The 22,087-nt window shown below is 53.8% G+C and carries 22 protein-coding genes and 1 tRNA gene; 19 read left to right on the forward strand and 4 right to left on the reverse strand.

The window, feature by feature from the left end; translation table 11 throughout:
• Positions 1 to 3 precede the first annotated feature (3 nt).
• The 4 genes from bamC (at position 4) to ACZRJQ_RS07650 (ending at position 2,806) form a co-directional block, all read left to right on the forward strand.
• A complete protein-coding gene (bamC, locus tag ACZRJQ_RS07635; protein ID WP_463977762.1) occupies positions 4 to 1,119 on the forward strand; it encodes an outer membrane protein assembly factor BamC in 1,116 nt (371 codons plus the stop codon).
• 4 nt (positions 1,120 to 1,123) lie between these two features.
• The gene (locus ACZRJQ_RS07640) at positions 1,124 to 1,882 is read left to right on the forward strand and encodes an MBL fold metallo-hydrolase (RefSeq protein ID WP_463977763.1); all 759 of its coding nucleotides are present in this window, start codon (positions 1,124 to 1,126) and stop codon (positions 1,880 to 1,882) included.
• 28 nt (positions 1,883 to 1,910) lie between these two features.
• A complete protein-coding gene (gene purC, locus ACZRJQ_RS07645; protein WP_463977764.1) occupies positions 1,911 to 2,624 on the forward strand; it encodes a phosphoribosylaminoimidazolesuccinocarboxamide synthase in 714 nt (237 codons plus the stop codon).
• Positions 2,625 to 2,716: 92 nt separating this feature from the next.
• Positions 2,717 to 2,806, forward strand: a tRNA-Ser gene (locus ACZRJQ_RS07650).
• Positions 2,807 to 2,925: 119 nt separating this feature from the next.
• Here the strand turns inward: ACZRJQ_RS07650 and ACZRJQ_RS07655 are convergent.
• A complete protein-coding gene (locus tag ACZRJQ_RS07655; RefSeq protein ID WP_463977765.1) occupies positions 2,926 to 3,363 on the reverse strand; it encodes a hypothetical protein in 438 nt (145 codons plus the stop codon).
• A gap of 339 nt (positions 3,364 to 3,702) precedes the next feature.
• Between ACZRJQ_RS07655 and ACZRJQ_RS07660 the strand changes: the two genes are divergently transcribed.
• Positions 3,703 to 4,503: an AraC family transcriptional regulator gene (locus ACZRJQ_RS07660; RefSeq protein WP_463977766.1), complete on the forward strand. Its 801-nt coding sequence runs from the start codon at positions 3,703 to 3,705 to the stop codon at positions 4,501 to 4,503.
• On the opposite strand, the gene ACZRJQ_RS07665 is transcribed toward ACZRJQ_RS07660, so the two are convergent.
• On the reverse strand, positions 4,504 to 5,091 hold the full coding sequence (locus ACZRJQ_RS07665; protein WP_463977767.1) for a LysE family translocator: 588 nt from the start codon (positions 5,089 to 5,091) through the stop codon (positions 4,504 to 4,506).
• An 867-nt stretch (positions 5,092 to 5,958) separates the two neighbouring features.
• Between ACZRJQ_RS07665 and ACZRJQ_RS07670 the strand changes: the two genes are divergently transcribed.
• The 8 genes from ACZRJQ_RS07670 to ACZRJQ_RS07705 all read left to right on the forward strand — a co-directional run bounded on the left by ACZRJQ_RS07670 (position 5,959) and on the right by ACZRJQ_RS07705 (position 15,250).
• A complete protein-coding gene (locus ACZRJQ_RS07670; protein WP_463977768.1) occupies positions 5,959 to 7,611 on the forward strand; it encodes an amidase family protein in 1,653 nt (550 codons plus the stop codon).
• Positions 7,612 to 7,857: 246 nt separating this feature from the next.
• Positions 7,858 to 8,073: a hypothetical protein gene (locus tag ACZRJQ_RS07675; protein ID WP_463977769.1), complete on the forward strand. Its 216-nt coding sequence runs from the start codon at positions 7,858 to 7,860 to the stop codon at positions 8,071 to 8,073.
• A gap of 205 nt (positions 8,074 to 8,278) precedes the next feature.
• On the forward strand, positions 8,279 to 8,716 hold the full coding sequence (locus tag ACZRJQ_RS07680) for a hypothetical protein (RefSeq protein ID WP_463977770.1): 438 nt from the start codon (positions 8,279 to 8,281) through the stop codon (positions 8,714 to 8,716).
• A 333-nt stretch (positions 8,717 to 9,049) separates the two neighbouring features.
• A complete protein-coding gene (locus ACZRJQ_RS07685) occupies positions 9,050 to 9,586 on the forward strand; it encodes a sugar dehydrogenase complex small subunit (RefSeq protein WP_463977771.1) in 537 nt (178 codons plus the stop codon).
• A 14-nt stretch (positions 9,587 to 9,600) separates the two neighbouring features.
• A complete protein-coding gene (locus ACZRJQ_RS07690; protein ID WP_463977772.1) occupies positions 9,601 to 11,190 on the forward strand; it encodes a GMC family oxidoreductase in 1,590 nt (529 codons plus the stop codon).
• A 3-nt stretch (positions 11,191 to 11,193) separates the two neighbouring features.
• A complete protein-coding gene (locus ACZRJQ_RS07695) occupies positions 11,194 to 12,651 on the forward strand; it encodes a c-type cytochrome (RefSeq protein ID WP_463977773.1) in 1,458 nt (485 codons plus the stop codon).
• 448 nt (positions 12,652 to 13,099) lie between these two features.
• Positions 13,100 to 14,479 carry a glutamine synthetase family protein gene (locus ACZRJQ_RS07700; RefSeq protein WP_463977774.1) on the forward strand — a complete coding sequence of 460 codons (1,380 nt, stop codon included), beginning with the start codon at positions 13,100 to 13,102 and terminating at the stop codon, positions 14,477 to 14,479.
• A gap of 123 nt (positions 14,480 to 14,602) precedes the next feature.
• Positions 14,603 to 15,250 carry a class I SAM-dependent methyltransferase gene (locus ACZRJQ_RS07705; RefSeq protein WP_463977775.1) on the forward strand — a complete coding sequence of 216 codons (648 nt, stop codon included), beginning with the start codon at positions 14,603 to 14,605 and terminating at the stop codon, positions 15,248 to 15,250.
• Here the strand turns inward: ACZRJQ_RS07705 and ampC are convergent.
• Positions 15,247 to 16,407 carry a class C beta-lactamase gene (gene ampC / locus ACZRJQ_RS07710; RefSeq protein ID WP_463977776.1) on the reverse strand — a complete coding sequence of 387 codons (1,161 nt, stop codon included), beginning with the start codon at positions 16,405 to 16,407 and terminating at the stop codon, positions 15,247 to 15,249. The two genes, ACZRJQ_RS07705 and ampC, sit on opposite strands and share 4 nt — an antisense overlap.
• Positions 16,408 to 16,693: 286 nt before the next feature.
• Here ampC and rnd point away from each other — a divergent pair, with 286 nt between their 5' ends.
• From rnd to ACZRJQ_RS07725, 3 genes are all read left to right on the forward strand, one after another.
• Positions 16,694 to 17,827 (forward strand): ribonuclease D, encoded by a 1,134-nt coding sequence (gene rnd / locus ACZRJQ_RS07715; protein WP_463977777.1) that lies wholly within the window; start codon positions 16,694 to 16,696, stop codon positions 17,825 to 17,827.
• The gene (locus ACZRJQ_RS07720; protein WP_463977778.1) at positions 17,824 to 18,117 is read left to right on the forward strand and encodes a YcgL domain-containing protein; all 294 of its coding nucleotides are present in this window, start codon (positions 17,824 to 17,826) and stop codon (positions 18,115 to 18,117) included. The genes rnd and ACZRJQ_RS07720 overlap by 4 nt, the downstream gene beginning before the upstream one ends.
• Positions 18,118 to 18,242: 125 nt before the next feature.
• Positions 18,243 to 19,175, forward strand: a complete 933-nt coding sequence (locus ACZRJQ_RS07725) for a D-2-hydroxyacid dehydrogenase (protein ID WP_463977779.1) — start codon at positions 18,243 to 18,245, stop codon at positions 19,173 to 19,175.
• A 55-nt stretch (positions 19,176 to 19,230) separates the two neighbouring features.
• On the opposite strand, the gene ACZRJQ_RS07730 is transcribed toward ACZRJQ_RS07725, so the two are convergent.
• Positions 19,231 to 19,824 (reverse strand): nitroreductase family protein, encoded by a 594-nt coding sequence (locus ACZRJQ_RS07730; RefSeq protein ID WP_463977780.1) that lies wholly within the window; start codon positions 19,822 to 19,824, stop codon positions 19,231 to 19,233.
• Positions 19,825 to 19,990: 166 nt separating this feature from the next.
• On the opposite strand from ACZRJQ_RS07730, the gene ACZRJQ_RS07735 reads away from it, so the two are divergent.
• The 3 genes from ACZRJQ_RS07735 to kdpF all read left to right on the forward strand — a co-directional run bounded on the left by ACZRJQ_RS07735 (position 19,991) and on the right by kdpF (position 22,087).
• Positions 19,991 to 20,440, forward strand: a complete 450-nt coding sequence (locus ACZRJQ_RS07735) for a YcgN family cysteine cluster protein (protein ID WP_463977781.1) — start codon at positions 19,991 to 19,993, stop codon at positions 20,438 to 20,440.
• Between the two features lie 27 nt (positions 20,441 to 20,467).
• Positions 20,468 to 21,700, forward strand: a complete 1,233-nt coding sequence (locus tag ACZRJQ_RS07740; protein ID WP_463977782.1) for a hypothetical protein — start codon at positions 20,468 to 20,470, stop codon at positions 21,698 to 21,700.
• A gap of 297 nt (positions 21,701 to 21,997) precedes the next feature.
• The gene (kdpF, locus tag ACZRJQ_RS07745) at positions 21,998 to 22,087 is read left to right on the forward strand and encodes a K(+)-transporting ATPase subunit F (RefSeq protein ID WP_003446770.1); all 90 of its coding nucleotides are present in this window, start codon (positions 21,998 to 22,000) and stop codon (positions 22,085 to 22,087) included.

Below are 22,087 nucleotides of genomic sequence, written 5' to 3' on the forward strand. Positions count from 1 at the left end.
CGCATGAAGCGATTGGCCGGACTTTCCGCACTAGCCGTGATTATTTCGAGCACCAGCGGCTGCGGTTGGCTGTGGGGTCCAGAGGGTTATTTCCGGGACCGTGGCAGCGATTATCTGGAGGCGCGTCAAACGCCGCCGATGCAATTGCCGCCGGGTGTTCAGACTGACAAGCGCCTTGTGCCGCTGTTGCCGATCCCGAACAACGTACCTGACGATAACGTCAAGGGCGAGTTTGAAGTGCCGCGTCCGCAGCCCTTGGTTGCAACCACCAGCGCCAGCGATTTCAGCCTGCAAAAAAGTGGCGATAATCGTTGGGTCGTTGCGCAGCGCGCACCGGCAGAAGTCTGGCCGGTGGCAATGCAGTTCTTCCAGGACAACGGCTTCCGTATCGACGAGCAACGCCCTCAAACGGGTGAGTTCACCACGATCTGGCAGCGTGCTGACGAACTGTCCGTACCGGTCTCGCGTCACTTGGGCAGTACTGGTTTGGCAACCGACAGCGAAACCCGTTTGCGGGTGCGCATCGAGCCAGGCGTACAGCGCAACACCAGCGAAATCTATGTGGTCAGTGCTAACCGTCCTGCCGGTAGCACGGCTGATGTAGCCTTCAGTGAACGTTCGGTGAACACCGGTCTGGATGCCGCGCTGGTCGACGAAATGCTGGTTAGCATGAGCCGCAACGCTGACAAGGGCGCTTCGGTTTCATTGCTTGCAGCGCGTGATTTTGACACCCCGACACGTGTCAGCTTGAGCGAAGACGGCAGTGGCAACCCGGTATTGACCCTCAACGAAGACCTCGACCGTGCATGGTCCAGCGTGGGTCGTGCGCTGGAGCAGGGTGAGTGGCGCGTGGAAGACATCAACCGTACCTTGGGCCTGTACTACATCAACCTGGCCGAAAAAGCCGAGAAAAAAGACGAGAAACCTGGTTTCTTCTCTAGCCTCTTCGGTGGGCAACCTGCCAAGGAAGAAGTTGAGGCCCGTGCCGAGCGCTATCAGGTTCGTCTGAGCAAGGTCGGTGACAGCGTGCAAGTGACTGTCGAAGAAAATATCAACACCGTTGCCTCGCCAGAAGTGGCGCGCAAAGTGTTGGGCGTGATTCAAGACAATCTGGGCTGACTCTATGCGTTTTGCCGTTCTCGGCAGTGGTAGCCAAGGGAATGGCACGCTCATAGCCAGCGACAGCACCTATGTACTGGTTGATTGCGGTTTCTCGTTGCGAGAAACCGAGCGCCGACTGGTTCGGTTGGGCGTCAGTCCACACCAACTGAGTGCAATTTTAGTGACCCACGAACATGCTGATCACGTGCATGGCGTGGGTTTGCTTTCTCGGCGCTACAATTTGCCGGTTTACATGAGTCGCGGTACTCAGCGCGGGATGCGCAAACCCCTTGAGCCCGCCGGTTTCGTGGCAGGGGGGCAGACGTTGCAGGTTGGGGCATTGAGCATTGAGGTGACCCTTGTGGTCCATGACGCTCAGGAACCCACCCAATACGTGTTTAGTGACGGGAAGCGGCGGTTTGGCCTGCTGACAGATCTAGGGTCGTATTGCGCCCGTGTACTGCACAGCTATCGCGATCTGGATGCATTGATGATCGAAGCTAATCACTGCCGCGACATGCTGGCGCGTGGTCACTACCCGTACTTTCTAAAGCAACGGGTAGGGGGCGACGAAGGACATTTGAACAACCATCAGGCCGCAAACCTGGTGGCCGAGTTGGGCTGGCAAGACCTGCAACATTTGGTACTGGCCCACCTCAGCAGCAAGAACAACCTGCCGCAGCTGGCCCGGCAATGTTTTGTCGACACCCTTGGGTGCGACCCGGACTGGCTGCAACTGGCCGATCAAGATTCAGGGCTCGACTGGCGCACAATCGCCTAGCCCACCTACTTAGCATGCGGAGCCCATCATGGAAAAACGTGAAGAACTCTATCGCGGTAAAGCGAAATCGGTTTACAAAACGGACGACGCCAACCGCTTGATCCTGCTGTTTCGTAACGACACCTCGGCGTTCGATGGCAAGCGTATCGAGCAGCTCGATCGCAAAGGTATGGTGAACAACAAGTTCAACGCCTTCATCATGCAAAAGCTCGAAGAAGCCGGCGTGCCGACTCAATTCGACAAGCTGCTGGGCGACAACGAATGCCTGGTAAAAAAGCTCGACATGATCCCGGTCGAATGCGTTGTGCGTAACTACGCAGCGGGCAGCTTGGTCAAGCGTTTGGGTGTTGAAGAGGGCATGAAGCTCAACCCGTACACCTTCGAGCTGTTCCTGAAAGACGACGCCAAAGGCGACCCGTTTATCAACGAATCTCACGTAGTGGCATTCGGTTGGGGCACCGCTGAACAACTGGTACGCATGAAAGAACTGTCGCTCAAGGTCAACGAAGTCCTGAACAAACTGTTCGACGACGCAGGTCTGATGCTGGTGGACTTCAAGCTTGAATTTGGTGTGTTCCACGACGGCTCAATCGTCCTGGGCGATGAATTCAGCCCAGACGGCTGCCGCCTGTGGGACAAAGCCACTGGCAAGAAAATGGACAAAGACCGCTTCCGTCAGGGTTTGGGTGACGTTATCGAAGCCTACGAAGAAGTTGCCAAGCGCCTCGGCGTCCCGCTTTAAGCAGTAAAGGCGCGCAAGCAACTGATAGCACGAGATTTTTTTGAAATAAGGCTTTGCCTGAATCAAAAAGCACTGTTATGATGCGCGCCGTTGGAGAGATGCCAGAGTGGCCGAATGGGACGGATTCGAAATCCGTTGTACTGGCGACAGTACCTAGGGTTCGAATCCCTATCTCTCCGCCATTATTGAACAAGACTAAGCCCCTGAAATGGTTGAACATTTCAGGGGCTTTTTCGTTTCTGGATTTCAAGCTTTGGCATCTTTAGGGCATTTTGATCCCTTGGCTTTCATAACGATTGGACTACAGAAGCCCCACGGCTGGGGCGATGAGTTTTGCCCCTGTGATGAGCTCTTCCGCGAGCAAGCCTTTAAAGCTTTCCTTGCTGCTGTCTCTGGCAATTTCTGCCAATTGCTCACGCAAGGAGTGGGCGTGGGTCAGGCTGCGAGGGGTTGCGTTGAGAATATCTAATCCCTTTGCAGTGAGCACTGCGTCCGTTACATGGGTGTTGGTTGAGATTGCGCCATTGATATACCCAGCACCAATAAGCCACCCGACTGTGGCGATAAAAAATGCGGCGTCATTGCTGGGTAAGTCGATTTTGTGTTCTTCATTCCATTCCACTGCGGACTCAACAAAGTGCTCTGCGGCCAAGTTGCTGGGCATTGGGAAGGTGAGATACAGCTTGCCAAAAAGTCTGCCAGTAAGGTCATTGAATTTATCGATATTAGAAACAGGCATGTCACAGGACTCCGACAAAAAAGCACTGAGTGTGCAAAAAATCAAAGCGGCTGCTGGGTCATAGCGGGTTCACGTTAATAATTGGCTTAAGCACTGATGCGGTGCGCCAAGGCAGTTAAGCGCGAAACCAACCGCTACTCTGACTCATATTGCCATCAGCGTCACCTTGCCCCCCAAAGCACCACGATGCTGTTGAGTGGGTCGTAACTCTTGGGGTTCGGTAAGGTTCGTCGGTATTTGGGCTCACGGCAACCTTAAGCTATATTCAACCCCCAGTGCTGCAGGTGCGACGCATGACGCCATTTGCTGAAAGGTCTGTTCTGATGAGTTTGGGTACCTATGTCTCATTACTGGCGCCACCCAGCTGTCCCTCATATTGAAATTCGTAATGTTGAGGATGGCCGCGCCTTGTCTCATGGGCGCCATTCACATGCGACTTTTTCTATTGGTGCCATCGTGGCGGGGCAGTGCATTTATCTCAATGGTCACACGACTCGGCACATGACTGGCTCAAGCGTGGTGGTGATGAATCCGGGTGAAGTGCATGCGTGCAACCCCGTGGATAATCAGCTATGGGCCTATCGCATGTTCTATGTCGATACTGACTGGCTGACGTCGGTTCAACGCCAGATGGGTGTCGACGTAAAGGCAGGATTCGTTCCTTTCGCCGAAAACTACAGCACAGATCCTGCTTTGTTCGTGGAGCTGGACAGCTTGTACAGTGTTTTGACGAATGAGGATGTTTCTCCAAGCACCATGCAGTCTGCGGTATTGGGCTTTTTCCAGAGTTTGGTGGTTCGACTGCGGCCAGCCAACAATCACACAGTTCGCGGCCCGCACAAGGTTGTTCAGGCAGCAGATTTTATCCGTGAGCATTGCATGAAGGTTCTGCGTCTTGAGGATATCGCCGCAGCAGTGCAGCTTTCGCCGTCTTATCTGATTCGCGCTTTCAAGGCGCGTTATGGGTTGACGCCTCATGGTTACTTGATTGATTGCCGTTTGCAGCTTGCCCGTGATGGCCTGCGTCGCGGCGAAGGTATTGCCGAGGTCGCAGCCCAGTTTGGATTTGCAGATCAAGCTCATCTACAGCGTCTGTTCAAGCGCAGCTTGGCCGCTACCCCCGGACAATACAGGGGCTGATTACTCCAGCAATAAATACACGGCGCAACCTGCCAGCAATGCAGCCATACACCGATTAAACCAGCGAATTGCAGCGGTCCGCTTCAGGTAGCTGCGTAATGAGGCACCCGCCCATGCCCAACTGGCCAGCGACAGCCAGCAGATCACTAGATAGAGCAGGCAGAATACCCACACCATTAGCACATCGCCGTCGGCCACAAAGGCGCCCATGCCAGCCAAGCAGGCTAGCCAAGCCTTGGGGTTAAGCCATTGCATCAGCGCGCCGCTCAATGCAGAGGGCGCTTTGTGTTCCTGCGCAGTGCTGAGGTGGCCGCCATCGCTAGCCAGTTGATAGGCCAGATACAGCAGAAATATCACGCCAGCGGCACGAATCAATTGGGTCAATAATGGCCACTGGTTCAGTAATTCATGCAGCCCCAAGCCGATCAACAAAAGCAGCAGGATGAATCCCAATGTTGCGCCAGTGACATGAGGCAGCGTGGCGCGTAGCCCGTGGCGGGCTCCGCTTCCTAAAGAGACGATATTGACTGGGCCGGGGGTGATGGAGCAGGCCAAGGCAAAAGCGGCCATGGATAAAATAATGCTCATTGGGAACCTTCAGTGTTGGTAAATGAGTGCTGAAGGTAGGTTGGTTCGAAGGCCTCGTATTGAAGGAAATCGCCCTATGGCAGTTCAGGGTCGATGCTTGCATTGGGTGATACAAAACCTGTGGGAAATGCGCGGGTTTCTAGGTTGAAATAATCGGGTATTTATACTGTGGAAATTTTTAATTGGTAATAGCTATTTAATGTTATTGTATTTTTAACATTTTAATTCTGAAAAGACTCCTTACTAATGTCATAGGGTAAGAGATTGATTCAATGAGTTTGCTCGTGCATTTTAATTGAATAGGAAGAGGATTAGTTAATAAGAAGATCATGAGTGGTTGCCGTTCAAGGTAAAGACTGGAAAACTAAGACTTATCGTATGCCTAGTGATGATTTCAGTGTGGGTGGATTTTTGTTGCACATGTAGGTGTTTTGCCCGGTTTAAGTATTGGTCTGGTTCAGGATGTGTCTGAACATTTGAAAGTGGAGTGAAAGTAGTTGTTACGGCTGCGGCAGTGATCTTCAGGATTATTAGTGATTTAAATGTTTAGAGAGATGTGTTTTTTAAGAATTTATTGATTTTTATTGATGGGTTTTAATAGTCGAGTGATGCTGCTAGGACTCTGCATGTCGGGGTTGATTGGTTGTGATGTATTTTTGTGTCGTTATGTTATTGGTGTTCGATGCTTTTAGGCTTTCTAATGATTGATTTTTATGTGTCCTGAAGAGTTGATGCTCGTTTTGAACTTGGTGTTAAGTGTCTGTAATTGCGGAGGCTGAGCCGCTTGGTATTCTTACTGGGTGATGATTTGCGCAGGGGAGTGTAGTCAGGTGTTTGAGTTGTTATCAATAATAAATAGGTGCAAATGTGAAAAACGTAAAGTATCAAAAAAACAGATGGGCGCAGGTGTTCTTTATTTTTAATTTCTCGATGTTGTCTTCTGGTGTGGTCAGCGCACAGTCGAATTCACCGTCTTTACTGATAAATAAGCATGCAGAATCACATCAAATTAATAAGTCTTCTGGGCTGGAGTACGAAAGTGTTAGTGGGTTATCAGAACGGATGGCAGGTGGAACCCTTACTTCCGTTGAGTTAGTCCAGTTTTTACTTGACCGTATCGAAGCATTTGACAAACAGGGCCCCGCCTTGAATGCAGTGCTTGAGCTCAATCCTGATGCGTTGAGTATTGCCGCAGAACGTGATGCTGAGCGTTTGAATGGCTCATTACGCGGGCCATTGCATGGTATTCCTATCTTGTTGAAGGACAACATCGAAACAGGCGACACCCTTCAAACCTCGGCTGGCTCCCCAGCTTTAGTGGGTTTGCCAGCAGCACAAGACGCGGACGTAGTGCGCAAACTGCGTGAAGCGGGAGCCATCATTTTAGGCAAGGCCAACATGAGTGAATGGATGGGTTTTCGAGGTACCAATGTGCCCGATGGATGGAGCGGACGAGGTGGCAAGAGTCTAAATCCGCATGTCTTACAGGCTGACACATGTGGCTCGAGTTCAGGCTCGGCAGTTGGGGTGGCTGCGGGGCTGGTGCCGTTATCAGTGGGGACTGAAACGAATGGTTCGATTACGTGCCCAGCCTTTACGAACGGTGTAGTGGGATTTAAACCGACCCAAGGCTTGATTAATCTCGCAGGCATTGTCCCGCTCTCGATTAAACAAGATACCGTTGGGGCGATTGCCCGGAATGTATCAGATGCAGCGGTATTGATGACGGCGATGCAAGATGCCTCTGATGGTGACACAACAACACCTCCGGCTGTTGATTATGTGGCGGGGCTTAATTCGCTAGCACTTGAAGGTAAACGCATAGGCTATTCCAACAGGTTTGTTCCCGGCTCTGTTGATTGGATTAATAATCCTGACTTTGTGGCGTCACTTGATATTCTGCAAAACGCAGGTGCGACGCTAGTGCCGGTGCAAGCGCCCACGGCGCAATTGGGGAATTACTTTGAATTCATGGCGATGGAGTTTAATCTGTCGGTATCGAATTATTTGCAGAAGCGTCAAGGTGTGCAAGTTAAAAGTCTTGAGCAATTGGTCGCCTATAATGAGCTTAATCCGGGGGAGGGGAATTACAACCAGGAACTCATAAAGATGGCTCATTATTTCCCTGTGGACCCCGTCCGCTATGAGCAACTATGGGATGGCATTTATGCGTTCCATAATCAAGGGGTTGATGCAGTTTTAAGCGAGCATTCACTGGATGCGATGATTGATGTGCCTAACTCTATGGCTCGTAGTATAAGTCCTATAGCAGGTTATCCTAGTGTCTCTGTACCCAGCGGTATGGACTCCGATGGCCTGCCCACCGGGTTGTATTTTTATGCTGATAAGGGCAGCGACAGTCAGTTGTTAGCTATGGCCTACGCGTATGAACAGTTAAATCCCGCGCGTCAGAATCCTGCGTTCAATTCAATCAGTAGTAACGGTGTGTCAAATAATACTAATCTTCCAGTAAGCTTGTCTTCGTTCAATATAAAAGACGTGCTTGAGTCAAAGGATTAATTTGCCACCTTTGCTTGCGCTAAGAAAAAAGTGTGTGAATTCCCTGTTAATACAACCCCCTCTCAAGAGGGGTTTGTATTTTTTGGGGTGTTGTGTGGCTTTTCATTTATAAGGATGGAAGTGATCACCGAATTGATGTGCCGATCAAACGCACTATTGCCGTTTCTATTCCTTGGGCGTTCAAAGAGAAACAGCCCAATTACCAGTCGTGTTACTTGTTTTTGCTGATGTATAGGCGGCGTAACCTTGGCAGTTGCAGGCTTGCAAGCGCTGCTTGGTGGATTGTCTTCTCTTCAGATCTACCTTCGGCAAGCAGGCAAGGTATTTGGCCGTGCGCGCACAGGTCAATACAGGCTCGGTATGCTTGTGTTACGCAATGGTGGTTTAAATGCCAACCCGATCATGGCCATTATCGATCTAAGGTTGTTGCTTATGGTGCCCTCTGGTTTTCAGTTATTTTAAGGGGAAACTAATATTTACGTGGCGCTCACTAAGGTGCTGAAAGGTTTAAGTTGAAAACAGGCCAATTATTTTCTTCCAAAACATAAACTTTAAGAAATTTCTTATTAACTTATTGGTTTTTGAACGCTACCGTCAGCTTCCCGTTAAGCGGGCCTTGAACCCCATCAAGGTTATTTAAATTAACTCGTTGCAAGGAAGTATCGTTTTGAATAAGTTCCTCAAAATCGCAGCATTGTCGTCGGCTATTGCAGTGTCTGGCGGTTGTGTTAGCTATAACGCCAGCCAGCCTTCGTCCCCAATCGACAGCACTGTTAAAGCTGATCTCAAGGCAGATGTTGCAGTTGGCGAGGCTATTACCGGCCAATCGTCCGTGAATATTCTGTTCGGCATCTTCAAGTTTGGCGGCGACAGCGAATTTGCGGATGGCGTTGAATATGGCGGCTCAACCGGTGGTGGCCTGGGCGGCGCTCTTGACCCTGTCAGCGCTGTTAAATCGGCCGCTGCTTATAAAGCAGTCAAAAGTTCGGGTGCAGACTTGATCATTGCGCCTCGCTATGAAGTCAGCGAAGAAAGCTACGTGATCTTCAAGAAAGTATCGGTCACGGTTAAAGGTAATAAAGGCAATATCCGCAGTATTCGTTAATAGGCATTACCTCAGTTTGCACAGTGCTGAGGTCGCGTTTAATAGCGTAATGCGCGTGTCAAAGGCCAGCGCATCTGAGCCCTTGGCGGCGTTCTTGAGAGTCCACTTAGGTGGGCTCTTTTTTTTGAACTTTATGCTGCGATGTTAATGGTTCTTGTTTGTACGGCAGTGGATAAACTGAAGCGAGATTTTTCACCAAGGATATTCATGAAAAGGCGTAAGAAATATCTGTAGGATGTTCGGCATATTCTTTGTAACAACCTGATGTGTTTAAGGTCTAGGTCATTGGCCGCAGGCAATAGGCCTTTATTTTTAACAATCAAGGAGACCCATGTGATATCGCGCAGAAAGTTACTGTCTTCAGGCGCAGCCCTGACCGGTCTCGGTTTTTTTTCTTCCTCCTGGATTGGCTCGACGCTGGCGCAACAGGTCAGTAGTGCCTCTTCTGGTGATGCAGAGCAATTGCATCAACTGTCGCTGTTCCTCACTGAGCGTGATGCGCTCGACCCAAGCGTGTCACTGCGAGTGTTGGCGCGCTGTATTGGGGCCGATCCGCTGTTCACGCAAAAAATGAACAGGCTGTGCAGTCAAATTCAGCAGCACGGTGTCAGTCATGTGGGTGGGTTGGCAGCCAGTGTGGTTTATCAAGACCCGGTGATGAAGGACACCGTGCAGAAAATCGTCCGTGCCTGGTATTTGGGCTACACCGGCACCCCAGTTAGCCTGCGAGCAGTAGATGACACCGAGTTGGTGACCTTTACGGGGGCGCTGGCCTACACACCAACCCTGGATGCCACTGTGATCCCGACGTATTCGCGGGGGCAGACCAACTATTGGGTTAACCCGCCATCTACTGTCGCCAACGATTAATACAAGGGACTCCCATGAGTCAGGTTTTTGATGCGGATGTCATTGTTATTGGGTCTGGAGCCTTGGGCAGCAACGCGGCTTTTGAACTAGCTAAACAGGGCAAATCGGTAATTATTCTGGAAGCGGGTGAGCATATTCCTCGCTGGAAAATTGTCGAAAATTTCCGTAACGCCTCCAACAAAAGTAACTACAACTCGCCTTATCCGAATGAACCGTGGGCGCGTCATTCCTACGACGAGCAGTACATTGAAAACACGGGTTCGTTTGAGTTTCGTCCCGGTATGTTGAAGTTGGTGGGGGGGACGACATGGCATTGGGCGGCCGCTTGCTGGCGTTATTTGCCGAACGACATGAAGCTTAAAACCCTTTACGGGGTAGGCCGGGACTGGCCGATGGAATACAGCGAACTGGAACCCTACTACGCGAGGGCCGAGGTAGCGCTGGGTGTGTGTGGCAGTGATAGCCAAGACCAAAGCGGCCTGAACGGGGACCCATTCCCGCCGCGATCTACGCCTTATCCGATGCCTCCAGAGGGGGATACCTACCTGTTTCAGCGCTTGCGAGCACGTCTTGCTCCCGCAGGGTATGTGTTTTTGCATGAGCCCAATGGGCGCGCGACCACTCCTTATGACGGTCGGCCAGCGTGCAGTGGTAACAACAACTGCATGCCTGTGTGCCCGATTGGCGCCATGTACAGCGGCGATGTTCATGCCCGGCATGCAGAACAGGCAGGTGCCAGGTTGTTGACGGATGCCACGGCCTATCAGTTGGAAAAAGGCGAGGGCGGCAAGATCGTTGCTGTGCGTTATCGCACCTCTAATGGCGACGATATTCGGCTGACAGCCAAATACTTTGTGGTCGCGGCTAATGGCCTTGAAACGCCGAAGTTGTTGCTGATTTCTGATGTGGCTAATTCGTCCGATCAAGTAGGGCGCAACCTGATGGACCATACGGGCCAAGGCTTGCAGTTTTTGGCTGATGAGCCCGTTTGGCCGGGTCGCGGCGCTGTGCAGCAAGGCGGTATTTTCAATCGGCGTGATGGAGCGTTTCGTAAGGAGCGGGCGTCGGTCAAACACGCTTTTGCCAATAACGTCCCGAACATGGCAGTGGCCAGTCGTCTGATCGAGCAAGGGGTTTTTGGCAAAGAGTTGGATGAACGTATACGTCACGATGCGGCGCGCTGGGTAGATGTGTCGACGGTGTATGAAACCTTGCCGCTGGCCACTAACACCGTGAGGCCAAGCACCACTCGCACAGACGCATTGGGCATCCCGATGCTGGTGGTGAATTACGAGGTGGGTGATTACGTTAAGGCCGCCAAGCCAGGTGTTGATGCCGATTACGCAGACTTTGTAAAAGTCATGGGTGGCACCGTGGTTGAGAACAATACCGGCTGGCAAAATCGCGATCATTTGATGGGCACAGTGATCATGGGCAGTGATGCCAAGGACTCAGTGGTCAATCACGAATGCCGTACCTTTGACCATCCCAACCTGTTTTTGGCCACCACTGGGGTGATTCCGGCCTCGGGTACGATCAATCCAACCTTAACGGGGGTTGCCTTGAGCATTCGCTTGGCCGACATCATTGCGCGGGAGGTTTAAGGTATGAACCTTCAGACCTTTGGAGTTCGATCGCTGTTTGTAGCGTGCGCCGGGCTGGTGTCGTTCTCGGCCTGGGCCGTTGAAGACAACGCCGCGATGATCAAGCAGGGCGAATATGTGGCCCGCGCAGCAGACTGTGGCGCCTGTCATCGCACAGTCGAAAAAGGGGGGCCAGAGCTGGCGGGCGGGTATGCCATTGAATCGCCAATGGGCAAGATCATTGCCAGCAATATCACGCCGTCCACTACATTCGGGATCGGCTACTACACCGAGCAACAGTTGGCCGACGCTTTGCGCAAAGGTATCAATGCAAAGGGCCAGTATTTGTACCCGGCCATGCCCTACACCTCGTATCAGGGCATGAGCGACACCGATATCCACGCGTTGTATGTGTATCTGCAACACGGTGTTAAAGCAGTGGATAAGGCTGTTGCACCCACAGCGCTGGCATTTCCGTTCAATCTGCGTGCGCTGATGTTGGGTTGGAATCAGCTGTTTCTGGATAAAAAAGGTTTTGTGCCCCTGCATGCGGGCGATGCTCAGCTTAGCCGTGGGCAATACCTGGTTGATAATCTGGCCCACTGCGGCGCCTGCCACACCCCGCGCAACGCATTGATGGCTGAAGACGGCAGCCGTTATTTGTCCGGCGCAACCTTGGGTGGCTGGGTTGCACCTAACATCACCTCAGCCAATACCAGTAGCTTGGGCCGTTGGAGCGCGAATGAGTTGGCGGCCTTTCTGAAAAATGGTCACGTTACCAACAAAGCACAAGCTGCTGGTGGCATGGCCGAGGCGGTAGAAAACAGCCTGCGTTACTTAAGTAATGATGACGTGCAGGCCATGGCTGCATATTTGAAGACAGTGCCTGCTATCACCACGGCAACCCATGGGCTGAGTACTTCGCGCAAGGTGGAGCTCATTGATATGACCACGCTAGAAACCGGGCAGGGCGATCAAGCGAGTTTGGCCGTCACCAGCGAGAGTGATGGCGCGCGTCTATACAACGCAGCATGTGCCAGTTGTCATGGTCGCGACGGCCAAGGCACCGACGATGCGTTTTACCCGTCTTTGAGTCAGAACAGCGCCCTGACCGGCAGCCAGCCCAACAATTTGGTGATGACCATCATTGAGGGCATTAGTCGAAAGGGCGCTGATTTAGAGGTCAACATGCCTGCCTTGGGTGCTGACCTGGATGATCGGCAAATCGCTGCGATTGTTAATTACAGCCTGCAACGTTTTGGTAACCCGGCATTGAGTGTCACTGAGAGCGATGTGGCCACACTGCGCAGGGGAGGCGATACGCCTTTGCTGGTGACGGCTATGCCTTATACGGTGTGGGGCGGCGGGTTGGCACTTACCGGTTTGCTGATTGCAGGATTGAGGGTGCATGTCAGGCGCAAGCGTGAACGTGAAGTACAGAGGAAAAAAGATGCGCTCACCCGACGCTTTCATTCACGTTAAAGCCTGAGCGCGGGGCTGCAACGGCGATACAGGGCGTGCTTTGGTAAGGGGTGTGCTTGTTTTTGCCGTTGCCCTTAAATGTTTACCCGTTTCAGATCCAAAGGTTTAAAACGCTGTATTTAACAAACACACCTGAGCGTGTGAGGCTGCGACTCCTAGTTTGATAACGGCTGTGGGTATGCGTGTTGGTTCGGCGGGCACTGTTGATCGTGGGTTATGCCAGCCTCTTGGGCTGCGACGTGTGATTGGTCGAATTTGCCCGGGGCCTGCGCAGACTGTGTGCTCACTGCCGTCCAAATTGGCCTTTTGGGCCTTGTACCATTGCCGCCATGCCCGCCCGCCAGATCGTCGTATTTGCCGTTGAGACTTGAGGGCTGCGCTCTGTAACAGAGCGCAGCCAAATTGGCGCGTGTGCGTGCCTGTCTGATACGAATTTACGAGTGTCCCTATGAGTGCTACGACCCCGTTCGCGCCGCTGCAAGAAGCCCATGACTTTCTGAAGCTCAACCCGGACATTGAGATGTTCGAGTTGTTTATTCTCGATAACAACGGTGTGCCCCGTGGCAAGTTGCTGCACCGCGACGAGTTGCTGGAGGTCTATAAAAGCGGGCGCCCGCTGCCGAGCACGATTTTGGGGTTGAACATCAATGGTGATGACGTTGAAAACACCGGGCTGGTGTGGGATGTGGGCGATATCGACTGCCGTGCGTACCCGATCAGTGGCAGCTTGCAGCGTATGCCCTGGCGGTTGATTCCGATGGCGGCAGTGCAAGTCAGCATGCACCCGCAACAAGGCATGCCCGCGACAGTGGCTGACCCGCGCCACCTGCTGGCCAAGGTCATTGATGGCCTTAAGGCGGATGGCTACTACCCGGTTATGGCCGCAGAGCTGGAGTTTTATTTGCTGGATCAGCAGCGCGACAGCAATGGCCGCCCGCAGCCGGCGCGCGATGCGGATGGCCAGCGCCCGCGTTCGACGCAGGTCTATGGTCTGCGCGAGCTGGAACAGATCGAGCCGTTTTTGGCTGATTTGTACAGTGCCTGCAAGTTGCAAGGCATTCCAGCACGCACGGCCATTTCTGAATACGCACCGGGGCAGGTTGAAATCACCCTCGAGCATCGCACTGACGCCTTGCAAGCTATGGACGAAGCCGTGCGCTACAAGCGTTTGGTCAAAGGTGTGGCGCACAAACACGGGATGGTGGCGTGCTTTATGGCCAAACCGTTCGATGATCTGGCAGGCACTGGGATGCACATGCACGTGAGTCTGGCCGATGAAGCCGGCAATAACCTGTTCGCCAGTGAAGCCCCTGATGGCACGCCGCTGCTCAAGCAGGCAGTGGCAGGTATGCTCAGCACACTGCTTGATTCGTTGCTGATGTTTTGCCCCAATGCCAACTCCTATCGCCGCTTTCAAAGCAATAGTTATGCGCCATTGGCCGCGACATGGGGCGTTGATAACCGAACCGTGAGCCTGCGCGTGCCGGGTGGCCCGGCTTTTTCACGGCATATCGAACACCGTATTTGCGGTGCAGACGCTAACCCATATTTGGCAGCAGCAGCGATTTTGGCAGGGATTCATCGTGGTATTCGTGAGCAGCGTGATCCGGGGGCGCCGATTGAAGGCAACGGCTATGCGCAAGCCACTGAAATGCTGCCCACTGACTGGTTGACCACATTGCGCTCACTAGAGGCTTCGCAGTGGGCGAAAGAGGCTTTTGGTGAGGCGTTTCTTAAGGTCTATCTGGCTGTTAAAAACGAGGAGTATCGCCAGTTCATGGGCGAGGTGGGTGAGCAGGATTGGCGCTGGTACTTACAGCAGGCGTGAGGGCAGAAGTGCCTGCGGGGTTGGGCGGACTCCCTGAGTTTTTAATGGTTTTCTGACAATTTTTTCACTGGCGGCCCGTTAATCTTTGTGTCGAACATCACTAAACACAAGAGTTCGCGGGCCATGTCATCGCAACCACCTTCTACTATTGAACTTGAGTTCGCCAAACGCTACGACCGCGAGCATGCGCAGGTCTGCGGGGACGTGCGGCCAGAAGGGGCGTTGCGCCGACTGCTGATGTGGCGCGAAAAAAGGTTGGTGCGAAAGGCGCTGAAAGTTGCAGGCGAGCCAGGTTTGATCCTGGACGTGGCTTGCGGTGCCGGGCGTTTTTGGCCGCTGCTGATCGAGCACGGTAACCGAGTAATTCTGGCGGCTGACCCGTCACAGGGCATGCTGGATCACGCGAAAACCCATCACCCGGCCCCTGTGTTAGCGCGCATTCAGATGTTTAAAAGTTCGGTGTTTTCCATCGATTTGTCTGAAAACGCAGTGGACAGCATCTTTTGTATGCAGCTGTTTCATCATGTCCACGACAGTGACCATCGTTTGGCCATCTTGCGTGAGTTTCATCGTGTGAGTCGCGACACCCTGATTTTGTCAGTGCATGTTGGGCGCTCAACGGCTCCGCGTGATGACAGTCAGCGGGTTGTCGTCAACAAAGATGAGATTGAAGCGCAATTCGCCCAAGCGGGGTTCAGCCTGCTCAAGCAGTACGATGTGCTGCCCGGCTGTTCGCTGGGCAGTATTTATATCGTTCGCAAAGGCGCTTAGTTCAGGGCTTTTAGAATCGTGTAGGCCAGTTCTATGCGCGCGCTGTTGGGATAGTTCTTGTTGGCAAGGATCACCACGGCCTGCTTTTGCGCAGGCACCACCGCGATATAGCCCCCAAAACCAGAGGTTGATCCCGTTTTGTTCAGCCAAACGTTGGCCTGTGGCGCCATAGGCGGGTTCAACGCGATAGCCTTATTGTTTTCGTAGACCATTGCGTCTGCGTTACCCGCGAGCAATGTTTTCAGGGTGACGGGGTAAGGGTATTGCTCCCAGATCAAATCTTGAGTCATGGGCCCAATTTGAAAGTAAGCGGCGTGGGTGTCCAAAATTGCACGTTTTACGATTGAAGACGGATTGCCCACGCCGATGTTCAACTCTGCAAAGCGCAGCAGATCTCGGCTGCTGGTTTTAATCCCGTAGGCTTCATCGGCGAGCACCCCAGGATTGACCCTGACGGGGGCGTCCTGTTTGTTATAACCCTGCGCATAAAGCGCCATTTTTTCGTGCGGAACCTGCAGGTAGGTGCTTTTGAGGCCCAACGCAGGTAAGAGAGTGCCTTGCATCGCCTGCACAAAAGGCAGGTTCATACTTTTGGCGGCAATCATGCCCAGCATGCCGATACTGGGGTTGGCATAGGTTCTGTGTGTGCCTGCCGGGTAGTGTGGCTTCCAGGCTTTGAGGTATTCCATCAGTTGGCGTTCGTTCTGTACCTCGTCGGGTACTTGTAATGGAAAGCCACCCGCAGTGTGGGTCGCCAAATGCACCAGTGCCACATTACCGAAATCGCTGCCATTGAGTTCAGGCAAGTATTGACGCGTTTGGTCGGTGAGTACGAGGTCGCCCTTGGCTTGGGCGTAGGTCGCCAGCGTTGCCGTGAGTAACTTGCTGATGGAGCCAACTTCAAACAACGTGTCGGCGGTCACGCGTTGTTGCGTGTCTTTTGAGGCAACGCCGAAGTTATAAAACTGCTGTTGGCCGTTGTGACTGATGGCGATGGACAGACCAGCAATAGCGTACTGCTGCATAACCGCCTTGGCGGTCTCTTGCACAACGGCTTCGAGGTTAGGTGCGGCACGCTCTGCTTTGACGATGCTGGAGAAGGTTAAAAGGCCTATGACGCAAAGGGCAATTACCGACCGCCTTGGGGGTGAATACATGCCAGTCATCCTTTTAATAGAGCGCTAAGGTGGGGCGCCGCGTGGTATTGAAATTTCAGTGTCGGTTGATTGGGTGCGACGAATTGAGTGTGGGTCATGGCCCTTATTCGGTAGGCATAAACCACTGGGTAATGAAGGCGGGCGAAATTTAAACACATCGCTCTTAAAAGAGTTGAAGCCTACCACCCTGAGTGATGTAGGTTTTTCGAGTTTAAGATTGCGAGTCAATCACCGGAAATCACTGACGACGATATATACTGCGCGCCATTCTTCAAGGGAGAGCCGTGTGGCCATCGATATTCATTGGATTTGCGACAACGATAGCCTCGGCCAGCATTGCGCCGAATGGCAGCATCTGCCGTTCGTAGCCCTCGACACCGAATTTATGCGGGTCGACACCTTCTACCCGATTGCCGGTTTGATCCAGATTGGCGACGGCACGCGGGCTTATCTGATCGACCCGCTGACCATCGACAACTGGCAGCCATTGGCCGCACTGCTGGAAAACCCGGCGGTGGTCAAAGTGCTGCATGCGTGCAGCGAAGACCTGGAAGTACTGCTACGCCTGACGGGCAGTTTGCCTGCGCCGTTGTTCGACACCCAGTTGGCTGCGGCCTATCTCAATCTGGGTTTCTCAATGGGCTACTCACGTTTGGTCAAAGAAGTGCTCGACATTGACCTGCCCAAAGGCGAGACCCGTTCTGACTGGCTGCAACGCCCGTTGTCTGACACTCAAATCAGCTATGCCGCAGAAGATGCTCTGCATCTGGCCGAAGTGTATGTGCTGTTGCGTCCTCGTTTGTCGGACGAAAAGTACAGCTGGGTCGTGGACGATGGCGCTGAGCTAGTGGCCAATCTGCGCCGTGAAGTAGACCCTTACGAGGTGTATCGCGAAGCCAAACTGGCGTGGAAGCTTTCGCGCGACCAACTGGCTGTGCTGCGTGAAATCTGCGCATGGCGTGAGCGTGAAGCCCGCGCTCGCGACCTGCCACGTAATCGGATTGTGCGTGAGCTTTCGTTGTGGCCGTTGGCCAAAACCCAACCTGATAATTTGGTTGCGCTGGCGCGTATTGAAGATATGCACCCGCGCACCGTGCGTCAGGATGGCGAATTTTTACTTGATCTGATCAAGCGCGCTGGCAGTCTACCGCCAGAACAATGGCCGCCTGCTGTGCCTGAGCCGTTGCCGGTTGAAGCTGCGCAATTGATCAAGCGCCTGCGCGCTATCGGTCAAGCTCAGGCCGAGCGCCTGAACATCGCGCCTGAATTAATGCTGCGCAAAAAAACCCTAGAAGCCCTGCTCAAAAGTGGCTTCCCGAATGGGCCTTATCAATTGCCCGACTCACTGCGCGGCTGGCGCCGTGAGTTGATGGGGCAGGCTTTGCTCGATTGCCTGGCCAACGCTGGAGAACAGTCTTGAAACGTATTTGTTCGATTTATCGCAGTTCCAAGCGCAACGAAATGTACCTCTACGTGCTCAAGGCTGATGCCTTGGAACGTGTGCCAGAGACCTTGCTGATTGCATTTGGCAAGCCGCAACACGCGTTTGATCTGGTGCTGACACCTGAGCGCAAGCTGTCGCGTGAAGACATCACCAAAGTGCTGGAAAACCTTGAAACCCAGGGTTACCACCTGCAAATGCCACCGGCTGAAGACGAATACATCGAGCATTTGCCCGAAGAGTTGTTGCGCCGCAACGACCCGATGTAAGCGCCGCCCAAGGTGCCTGGCCCCAGACACCTTAGTTCAACGGACTCATTTTGACTGGCGGTAGCTGCTCGAGACGGGATACGTCCCGGCGCTGAGCACCGGCAGTGGTTAAAAAGGTTAACAGCATGCGCGTTCTGATTGCCGAGCACGACTACCCGCTTTACGCCCGTTTGTTGCAACAGGCCGCGCCCGATCTGGATGTGCAGTCCAGCGGTGACTCGGCACAATTGGCGCAAATGGCAGCTGATTGTCCGGTGTGGCTGGGTCAGCCGGATCTGTTGGCGACCTTGCTACGTCAAGGCCATCAGCCTCAGTGGCTGCAATCCACGTGGGCGGGTATCACGCCGTTGCTGGCTGAAGGCTTGCCGCGCACTTATCGGTTGAGCCGTGCCGTCGGTATTTTTGGTCAGGTGATGGCCGAGTACGTGCTGACCTACATGCTCGGTCATGAGCGTGAAGTGATGGCGCGACTGGTCAGCCAGGTTGAGCGCAAATGGGACAACCGCATGGGCCAAAGTTTGGTCGGGCGCAAGGTTCTGATTGTCGGCGCCGGGGATATTGGCCAGACCGTGGCACAGTTTCTTCAGCCCTTTGGGGTGGAGCTATATGCCATTGCCAGCTCTGTGCGCGAACAGGCTCCGTTCAAGGAAGTGGGTGTTTTAAGCGATTTGCCCCGTTTGGTCGGGCAAATGGATTACGTGATCAACTTGCTGCCCAACACCCAGGACACTCACGATTTGTACGATGCGCCACTGTTTGCGCAGTTTAATCCTGATGGGGTGTTTATCAATGTTGGCCGCGGTGTGGCCGTGGTGGATGCTGATTTGGTCGAGGCATTGCGCTTGGGCCACTTGGCGGCCGCCATTATTGATGTGTGTCGCCAAGAACCTTTGCCCGCCAAACACCCGTTTTGGACGGCTTGGGGTTTGTTGCTCACGGGTCACAGCTCGGCGCCCACTTCACCAACCATGATGGTGCAACTGTTTGTCGACAACCTGCGGGCTTATCAAGCAGGGGAAGCGATGCGCGGCGAAGTGGATTTTGACCGCGGGTATTGAAACCCACCCTGTAGCCGTAGGAACGAGCTTGCTCCTACGGCAGATACAGCGCTAGTTACAAGTTGAAATCACCTTCAGCCACCAGCTTGCTCAACGGCTCGCGCTGGCTTGGTACTTCTTTGGCTTGCAGGTAATCCACCAGGCTCGCCTTGTCCCCTAACTTGCCAATAGCGACCATGGCCTGGACGGCATAGCCTTCTGGGATTTTCAGCTCTTGGCGAGCGCGATCAAAGTCCAGACCGCTCATGCCGTGGGTATGCCAGCCGCTCAAGTGCGCTTGCAGCGCCAGATGGCCCCAAGCCGAGCCTGTGTCGAAGGCATGGGTGGGTGTTGGTTTTTCTTCGGTGGTGCCTGGTGCGGCAAAGGTGGTTTTGGACACAATCACCACCAGCGCGGCGGCATGTTTGGCCCAACCCTGATTGAACTCAACCAGCAGCTTGAGATAGCGCTCGAAGTCAGGAGTGCCGCGCAGGGCGAACAGAAAACGCCAAGGCTGCGAGTTGTAAGCCGAAGGCGCCCAGCGGGCCGCTTCGAAAAAGCTCATCAGCGTACCTTTATCCAGGGTTGCGTCGGTAAAGGCACGTGGCGACCAGCGCTGGGTGAACTGCTGATCAATGGCGTGTTCGGCAATGCGGTTAGACGTAGGCATTCGGGTTTCCTGAGCTGAATTTAACGGTTTGGCCTGCCTGTAAAACTACTGTTATGCCTGCAACGTGACAAGTCTTGTAACACCGTCAGTCACAAGCGCTTGGCCCGCCGCGCCTTGGGCACTAGACTGGCGGCCTTTTCCACTCCCTGATGTTGATGTTTGAGCCATGGCCGCAAAAGTTGAACCGTTCTGGATCCGCAAAACCCTCGATCAACTTGATCAAGAGGAATGGGAGTCGCTGTGCGACGGCTGTGGCCTGTGCTGCTTGCAAAAGCTCGAGGATGAGGAGGACAACAGCGTCTACTACACGCGTATCGCCTGCAAACTGCTCGACCTGAAAACCTGTCAGTGCACCGACTACCCCAACCGCCGCGATACCGTGCCTGACTGCATTCAACTGTCGCCGGGCAAAGCTGAGGAGTTCAAATGGCTGCCGCCCACTTGTGGCTACCGTTTGGTCAGCGAGCGCAAGGATTTACCGCTGTGGCACCACTTGGTGTGCGGTGACCCGGACGCTGTGCACCACGAGCGTATTTCGCAATCAGGGCGCATGCTGGCTGAGGGCAGCGTGCCGGAAGATGACTGGGAAGATCACCTGATTTTTCGCGCCGGTTAAGTGCCGGAGCGGTGCCAAGGAGTGTGTATGCCGCTGCGTTACAAATTACCCGTCGGGTTGCTGCTATTGATGGCCAGCAGCCTGTTATGGGCCGCCAAAAAAGTGGATGTGGATTACCACGTGCAACTGTTGCCCCAGAGTGATCAGGCACAAGTGCGTGTGACCTTGGCTGAGGGTTCGGCCGTGCGCAGCCTGGATTTTGACCTTGGCGCACCGGGCAGTTACAGCGACTTTAAAGCCGATGGCCAATGGCAATTGACCCCTGACCCGGCGCATAGCCGTGGACTTTGGCACCCTGCGTCCGGCAAAGCTAGCTTGAGTTATCGGGTGCGCTTGAGCCATGCGCGTAAAAACGGCAGTTTTGACACGCGCATAACACCTCAGTGGGCATTGTTTAGAGGTGAAGACCTGGTGCCCCCCGCCAATCTTGACCAGCAAGATGGCACCGAGCTGGTGTCGCGCCTTGAGTTTGAGCTGCCAACGGGCTGGAAGAGCGTCGAGACCGCTTGGCCGCGTATCGGCAAAAACCGTTTTCGTATTGACGACGTTTCGCGTTTGTTCGACCGGCCAACAGGCTGGATGCTTGCGGGCACGCTGGGCAGCCGCCGCACCACCTTGGGTGAAACGGATGTCACTGTTGCCGCCCCCCAAGGGCAAGGCATGCACCGCATGGATGTACTGACCTTGTTGACCTTCGTCTGGCCGCACCTGCAAGCAGTGTTCCCGCGTAACCCGGTCAAACTGTTGATCGTCGGTGCTGGCCCTCCTATGTGGAGAGGCAGCGCGGCGGCGCGTGATTCGATTTACCTCTTCAGCGGCTTGCCGCTGGTCAGCGAGAGCGGCGCCAGCCCCTTGCTGCGCGAGTTGGTGCAAGTGTTCAGCGCCATCAATGACGAGCCGGAGGATGACTGGATCGGTGAAGGCGTGAGCGAGTACTACGCCATCGAACTGCTGCGTCGTGCGGGCGGTATGAGTGATGAACGTTACAAAGCCCTGCAACGCAAACTCAACACCGCCGGTAAAGGTGTAACCCGTTTGCGCGGCCAGCAAGCCAACCCGGCGATGATTGCGCGGGCCGTTACCTTACTGCAGGGGCTTGATCATGAGATCCGTTTAAAAACCCACAACAAACGTTCATTGGATGACGTCAGCCAAGCACTGATGCGCCTGGATACAGTCACCACGCCGCTGTTTATCCAATTGACCGAAAGCGTCCTCAATGGGCCCTCTGAAGTGTTGGATACACCGTTACTGCGCTGACGTGCAGCCTCAACATCGCCTACAAGGGCTGTCAGAACAACGGTTGGAGCGAGCTTGCTCGCGAAGAAATCAAAGTGAGCGCGCTCATTCAGCAAACGTGATTTATTGTTAGCGTCCTTCGCGAGCAAGCCCGCTCCTGTAGGTCGGCTCGTTCGCTTAAGTGAAGAGCATGATGTTTTTATAGCGCTTCTTTACGCCTTCTTTACGCCCTCACATCCCCCTCAATCTCGATCCTTTACACCCTTAATCCCCACACTCTCCCCACACGCGGCAATCGCCGTTTTGGGGAGAATTTGCATGGGCGTTCTGGATGGGGTGTCGCTGCTGTTGGCAGTGGGGCTGTTCGTTTATCTGCTGGTTGCGCTGTTGCGCGCAGATCGGAACTAG

The organism is Pseudomonas sp. E315, from assembly GCF_055406205.1.

Excerpts from the sequence above, each read along its gene's own strand:
- ACZRJQ_RS07740 (WP_463977782.1), top strand. The coding sequence starts at position 20,468 with ATGCCGCTGCGTTACAAATTACCCGTCGGGTTGCTGCTATTGATGGCC.
- ACZRJQ_RS07730 (WP_463977780.1), bottom strand. The coding sequence starts at position 19,824 with ATGCCTACGTCTAACCGCATTGCCGAACACGCCATTGATCAGCAGTTC.
- ampC (WP_463977776.1), bottom strand. The coding sequence starts at position 16,407 with ATGTATTCACCCCCAAGGCGGTCGGTAATTGCCCTTTGCGTCATAGGC.
- ACZRJQ_RS07700 (WP_463977774.1), top strand. The coding sequence starts at position 13,100 with ATGAGTGCTACGACCCCGTTCGCGCCGCTGCAAGAAGCCCATGACTTT.
- kdpF (WP_003446770.1), top strand. The coding sequence starts at position 21,998 with ATGGGCGTTCTGGATGGGGTGTCGCTGCTGTTGGCAGTGGGGCTGTTC.
- ACZRJQ_RS07690 (WP_463977772.1), top strand. The coding sequence starts at position 9,601 with ATGAGTCAGGTTTTTGATGCGGATGTCATTGTTATTGGGTCTGGAGCC.
- ACZRJQ_RS07695 (WP_463977773.1), top strand. The coding sequence starts at position 11,194 with ATGAACCTTCAGACCTTTGGAGTTCGATCGCTGTTTGTAGCGTGCGCC.
- bamC (WP_463977762.1), top strand. The coding sequence starts at position 4 with ATGAAGCGATTGGCCGGACTTTCCGCACTAGCCGTGATTATTTCGAGC.
- ACZRJQ_RS07725 (WP_463977779.1), top strand. The coding sequence starts at position 18,243 with ATGCGCGTTCTGATTGCCGAGCACGACTACCCGCTTTACGCCCGTTTG.
- ACZRJQ_RS07705 (WP_463977775.1), top strand. The coding sequence starts at position 14,603 with ATGTCATCGCAACCACCTTCTACTATTGAACTTGAGTTCGCCAAACGC.
- ACZRJQ_RS07640 (WP_463977763.1), top strand. The coding sequence starts at position 1,124 with ATGCGTTTTGCCGTTCTCGGCAGTGGTAGCCAAGGGAATGGCACGCTC.
- ACZRJQ_RS07665 (WP_463977767.1), bottom strand. The coding sequence starts at position 5,091 with ATGAGCATTATTTTATCCATGGCCGCTTTTGCCTTGGCCTGCTCCATC.
- ACZRJQ_RS07660 (WP_463977766.1), top strand. The coding sequence starts at position 3,703 with ATGTCTCATTACTGGCGCCACCCAGCTGTCCCTCATATTGAAATTCGT.
- ACZRJQ_RS07655 (WP_463977765.1), bottom strand. The coding sequence starts at position 3,363 with ATGCCTGTTTCTAATATCGATAAATTCAATGACCTTACTGGCAGACTT.
- purC (WP_463977764.1), top strand. The coding sequence starts at position 1,911 with ATGGAAAAACGTGAAGAACTCTATCGCGGTAAAGCGAAATCGGTTTAC.
- ACZRJQ_RS07735 (WP_463977781.1), top strand. The coding sequence starts at position 19,991 with ATGGCCGCAAAAGTTGAACCGTTCTGGATCCGCAAAACCCTCGATCAA.